The organism is Marinovum sp. (assembly GCF_034669705.1).
In the GTDB taxonomy this organism is placed as follows: domain Bacteria; phylum Pseudomonadota; class Alphaproteobacteria; order Rhodobacterales; family Rhodobacteraceae; genus Marinovum.
On sequence record NZ_JAXMOR010000062.1, the window covers coordinates 1 to 4,390 of the forward strand.

Sequence of the window (4,390 nt, forward strand, 5' to 3'; positions counted from 1 at the left end):
CCGGGGAGCGTGACCAGTTCCGCCTCGGTGCGAGGGACCTCGCCGCCGAATTCATCAACCAGCTTCTGGCTGAGCGCGATGACGTTCCTGGCCTTGTTGCGGTAAAGTCCGATGGTCTTGATGTAGTCGCGGACCTTATCCTCGCCCAACGCCAGCATCTTTTCGGGCGTGTCGGCGACGGCAAACAGCGCACGGGTCGCCTTGTTGACGCCGGCATCGGTGGCCTGCGCCGACAGCGCCACGGCAACCACAAGCGTGAACGGATTGACGTGTTCCAGTTCGCCCTTCGGCTCGGGCCGCTGGATAGAGAAGCGGCGGAAGATCTCGCGGATTTCTTCCTTGCTGTAAGGAATCCTTCGGCGGCGGGTGGCCGGCTTTTTCTTTGCAGCGGGTCTGGTCCGGACGGGTTTATCCGCGGCAGAACCGGAGACAAGCGACATTTTGACAGGTTTTGGGCTCTTGGGCTTTTCCATTCCTCCCCTATAATCGTGCAGGCGGGGATATGGCAAACACCTGCTGGAAGCGAGAGCTAGAATGAATGACGAACCGTTGTTTGAGGCTGTGCTGAGCCCCTATCGTTCGCTGGGCCGGATCGGCTTTGTGGTGCTGATGGGTGCCACCACCCTGATTACCGTCATCCATATGGCGATCTTCGCCCGGGTTGGCGCCTGGCCGGTGTTTGCGTTTTTCGGGCTCGACCTGGCGCTGTTGTTCGGCGCCTTCTGGCTGAGTTATCGCTCGGCGCGGGCGCGCGAGTTCATTCGCATGTCGCGCACGGATCTCTCCGTTCGCAAGGTTGCGCCTTCAGGGCGGGCCGAGGACCACCAGTTCAACCCGTTCTGGACCCGGTTCAACATCGCCCGGCACGAGGAAATCGGCATCACCGGCATGCGGATTTCAAGCCGAGGCCAGCAGACCGAAATCGGCTCATTTCTCAACCCCGACGACAAGGAAAGCTTTGCCACTGCGTTTCAGCGTGCGCTGGCAACTGTCAAACGCTGAAGCGTTTTATCGAGCGGCGGGTTTCGGGTGGCGGTACCGCTCTGCGCATGGTTGAGTGCGATCATGAGATGAAGCGCAGCAGCCGGGTCGGAAGCATCGCCCGACGCTGCAGGGAGCCAGACCATGAATGTGACCGCACAGCTTGACCGCGACATCACGCCCGCAGGCGATGATTACGATCTCGTCCGCAAAACCATCGAACGGATATCGCTCGATTACCGGGCGCAGCCGTCGCTCGAAGACATCGCATCAGATATCGGCGTGGCGCCCGGGCGCCTGCAAAAGACCTTCAGCCGCTGGGCCGGGCTGACGCCGAAAGCGTTTCTGCAGGCCGTGACGCTGGACCACGCCCGCAGGCTGCTCGGCCACGAAGGCCTGCCGCTTCTCGACGCCAGCTATGAGCTCGGCCTGTCAGGACCGGGGCGTTTGCACGATCTTTTTGTTACCCACGAAGCCATGAGCCCGGGGGATTTCAAGTCCGGCGGCGCGGGGCTTGAGATCTCTTACGGGTTTCACCCCTCGCCTTTTGGCACCGCCGTGGTGATGGCGACGGAGCGCGGTCTGTGCGGACTGGCCTTTGCCGATCCGGGCGAAGAACCCGCAGCGCTGGAGGACATGACAAGGCGTTGGCCCGGCGCACGGCTGATACAGGATCAGGAGGCGACTGCGTCCTATGTAGAGCGGGTTTTCTCACCCGAGCAATGGCGCGCCGACCGGCCCCTGCGCATCGTCATGATCGGCACGGATTTTCAGGTGCAGGTGTGGGAGGCGCTTCTGAGAATTCCGCTGGGCACGGCGTCGAGCTATCAGGATGTGGCGCGCGCCATCGGCAGGCCCAAAGCCTCGCGCGCCGTGGGAGCCGCGGTCGGGCGCAACCCGATTTCCTTCGTCGTGCCATGCCATCGGGCGATGGGCAAATCCGGCGCGCTGACCGGTTATCACTGGGGGATTACACGCAAACGGGCGATGCTCGGGTGGGAAACCGGGTGCGTGCAGTCGGCTGGGGCGTAAAGGGCGGAGGTGAACCCCTCAGTCACATTGTGACATCTCCCCCGCAAGGGGGAGATCGAAATCGTTCAGATTTTGCCTTAGGCTCAGTGAGCCTTGGACATATCCCCCAAAACCTCTTTCGAAGCGACGGTGGAATCGGCGTTGAGCTTGTAGACCATGGGCACGCCGGTGGCGAGGTTGACGGTGAGGATCTGCTCGCGGTTGAGGCGGTCGAGGATCATCAGCAGCGAGCGCAGGGAATTCCCATGGGCTGCGACCAGAACAGTCTCGCCGCGCAGCACGCGGGGCAGGATCTCGGTCATGTAGTAAGGCCAGACGCGGGCGCCGGTGTCCTTCAGGCTTTCACCGCCCGGAGGCGGCACGTCGTAAGAACGACGCCAGATGTGGACCTGCTCCTCGCCCCATTTCTTGCGCGCATCATCCTTGTTCAGACCGGCCAGATCGCCGTAATCGCGTTCATTGAGCGCCTCGTCGCGGATCACCGGCAGGTCGGTCTGGCCGATGCCGTCCATGATCAGATCGAGCGTGTGCTGGGCGCGGATCAGCACGGATGTGAAGGCGACGTCGAACTTGAGACCGGTGTCTTTCAACGCCTGGGCTCCGGTCTTGGCTTCCTCGACACCGAGTTCGGTGAGATCAGGATCCTTCCAGCCGGTGAACAGATTTTTCAGGTTCCATTCGCTTTGGCCGTGGCGGACAAGGACGAGCGTTCCGGACATGATGTTTTCCTTTGTTCAAGCAAGTTGGATTCAGGCGGTTTGGATCAATGGTCTGCGAGACCGAGCACATCGAGCATGGAATAGTAACCCGGTTTCTGAGCCCGCGCCCAGAGGGCGGCGCGGACGGCGCCACGGGCGAAGATCGAGCGGTCGGTGGCCCGGTGGGTCAGTTCTACGGTTTCGCCCTCGCCTGCCAGCAGGACCGAATGCTCGCCGATGACCGAGCCGCCGCGCAGGGTGGCAAAGCCGATGCTGCCGGCTTCGCGCGGTCCGGTGTGGCCGTCGCGAACCCGCACGGAATGCTCGGCAAGCGCAATTTCACGGCCTTCAGCGGCGGCTTCACCGAGCAGCAGGGCCGTGCCGGATGGCGCGTCAACCTTGTGGCGGTGATGCATTTCCAGCACTTCGATGTCCCAGTCAGCCGAATCGAGCGCCTTGGCCGCCTGGCGCACCAGCACCGAGAGCAGATTGACGCCGAGGCTCATATTGCCTGACTTGACGATCCGAGCATGGCGCGAGGCAGCATGAAGCCGGGCCTCATGGCTCTCATCCATTCCGGTGGTGCCTATGACATGGACAATGCGGGCCTGGGCGGCGAGATCGGCAAATTCGAGGGTGGCTGTCGGCGCTGTGAAATCCAGCACGCCTTCGGCCTGGGCGAACACCGGCAAGGCGTCATCGGTGACAATGACGCCATTGGCGCCGAGACCCGCTATTTCACCGGCGTCCTTGCCTAGCGCGTCCGAGCCGGAACGTTCAATGGCGCCGGCCAGATGCACACCGTCGATTTCGGCGATGGTGCGGATCAGAGCCTGGCCCATGCGGCCGGCAGCACCGACAACGATAAGGCCCATGCTTCCGGTTGGTGTGGTCATGGCTTGTTTCCTTTCGTGCCCCCGGCTGAGGCTTGTTCGTTGGCCAATCCTGTCTCTACCGGAGCGGTGTCGCTGCTGGCTTCGCTGTAGGCCTGAAGCCGCGCGTAGAGCCCGTCCTTGTTGGCCGTCAGATCGGCATGGCTTCCGACCTCAACCACCCGGCCCGCCTGCATGACAACGATACGGTCAGCGCGGGCGATGGTTGAAAGCCGATGGGCAATCACAAGCACCGTGCGGTTCTGCATGGCGCTTTCGAGCGCCTTCTGCACAGCCGCTTCGGATTCGTTGTCGAGCGCCGACGTGGCCTCGTCGAGCAGCAGGATCGGCGCATCGCGCACCAGCGCGCGGGCGATCGAGATGCGCTGACGTTGACCACCTGACAGGTTGACGCCGTTTTCACCCAGCATCGTGTCATAACCCTGCGGCTGCGCCAGAATGAATTCGTGCGCATTGGCGAGTTTCGCCGCACCCTCGATCTCGGCATCACTGGCGTCTGGCCGGGCGTAGCGCAGATTGTCGCGGATCGAGCCCTCGAACAGCCAGGGCTGCTGCGAGACATAGGCGATCTGCTGGCGAAGGGAATTCTTGGTCACCGAGGCGATGTCGGTGCCGTCAATCAGCACCTGGCCCGAAGCCGGGTCATAAAACCGCGGCACAAGCGAAATCAGCGTCGACTTGCCGGCGCCCGATGGCCCGACGATTGCGGTGGTCTTGCCTGCTTCGGCGGTGAAGCTCACGTCATCGAGCACGATCTCGCCCTGGCCATAACCGAAGCCGATATTG

General features: G+C 62.7%; 6 protein-coding genes. 2 read left to right on the top strand and 4 right to left on the bottom strand.

Going from position 1 to position 4,390, the window contains the following annotated elements:
- Positions 1-473 (bottom strand): endonuclease III domain-containing protein (locus VOI27_RS23040; RefSeq protein ID WP_416374710.1); only part of this gene is annotated, 473 nt, incomplete at its 3' end.
- A 61-nt stretch (positions 474-534) separates the two neighbouring features.
- Here VOI27_RS23040 and VOI27_RS23045 point away from each other — a divergent pair.
- Together VOI27_RS23045 and VOI27_RS23050 are read left to right on the top strand one after the other, a co-directional pair.
- Positions 535-1,002, top strand: a complete 468-nt coding sequence (locus VOI27_RS23045; RefSeq protein ID WP_323769005.1) for a DUF2244 domain-containing protein — start codon at positions 535-537, stop codon at positions 1,000-1,002.
- 123 nt (positions 1,003-1,125) lie between these two features.
- A complete protein-coding gene (locus VOI27_RS23050; protein ID WP_323769007.1) occupies positions 1,126-2,013 on the top strand; it encodes a bifunctional helix-turn-helix domain-containing protein/methylated-DNA--[protein]-cysteine S-methyltransferase in 888 nt (295 codons plus the stop codon).
- Between the two features lie 83 nt (positions 2,014-2,096).
- Here VOI27_RS23050 and VOI27_RS23055 read toward each other — a convergent pair whose 3' ends face one another.
- From VOI27_RS23055 to VOI27_RS23065, 3 genes are all read right to left on the bottom strand, one after another.
- On the bottom strand, positions 2,097-2,732 hold the full coding sequence (locus VOI27_RS23055) for a 2,3-bisphosphoglycerate-dependent phosphoglycerate mutase (RefSeq protein WP_323769009.1): 636 nt from the start codon (positions 2,730-2,732) through the stop codon (positions 2,097-2,099).
- A gap of 44 nt (positions 2,733-2,776) precedes the next feature.
- Complete coding sequence (gene dapB / locus VOI27_RS23060) at positions 2,777-3,607, bottom strand: 4-hydroxy-tetrahydrodipicolinate reductase (RefSeq protein ID WP_323769011.1); 831 nt, start codon at positions 3,605-3,607, stop codon at positions 2,777-2,779.
- A partial coding sequence (locus tag VOI27_RS23065; protein WP_323769013.1) for an ABC transporter ATP-binding protein occupies positions 3,604-4,390 on the bottom strand: 787 nt, incomplete at its 5' end. The genes VOI27_RS23065 and dapB, both read right to left, overlap by 4 nt.

Excerpts from the sequence above, each read along its gene's own strand:
- dapB (WP_323769011.1), bottom strand. The coding sequence starts at position 3,607 with ATGACCACACCAACCGGAAGCATGGGCCTTATCGTTGTCGGTGCTGCC.
- VOI27_RS23045 (WP_323769005.1), top strand. The coding sequence starts at position 535 with ATGAATGACGAACCGTTGTTTGAGGCTGTGCTGAGCCCCTATCGTTCG.
- VOI27_RS23055 (WP_323769009.1), bottom strand. The coding sequence starts at position 2,732 with ATGTCCGGAACGCTCGTCCTTGTCCGCCACGGCCAAAGCGAATGGAAC.
- VOI27_RS23050 (WP_323769007.1), top strand. The coding sequence starts at position 1,126 with ATGAATGTGACCGCACAGCTTGACCGCGACATCACGCCCGCAGGCGAT.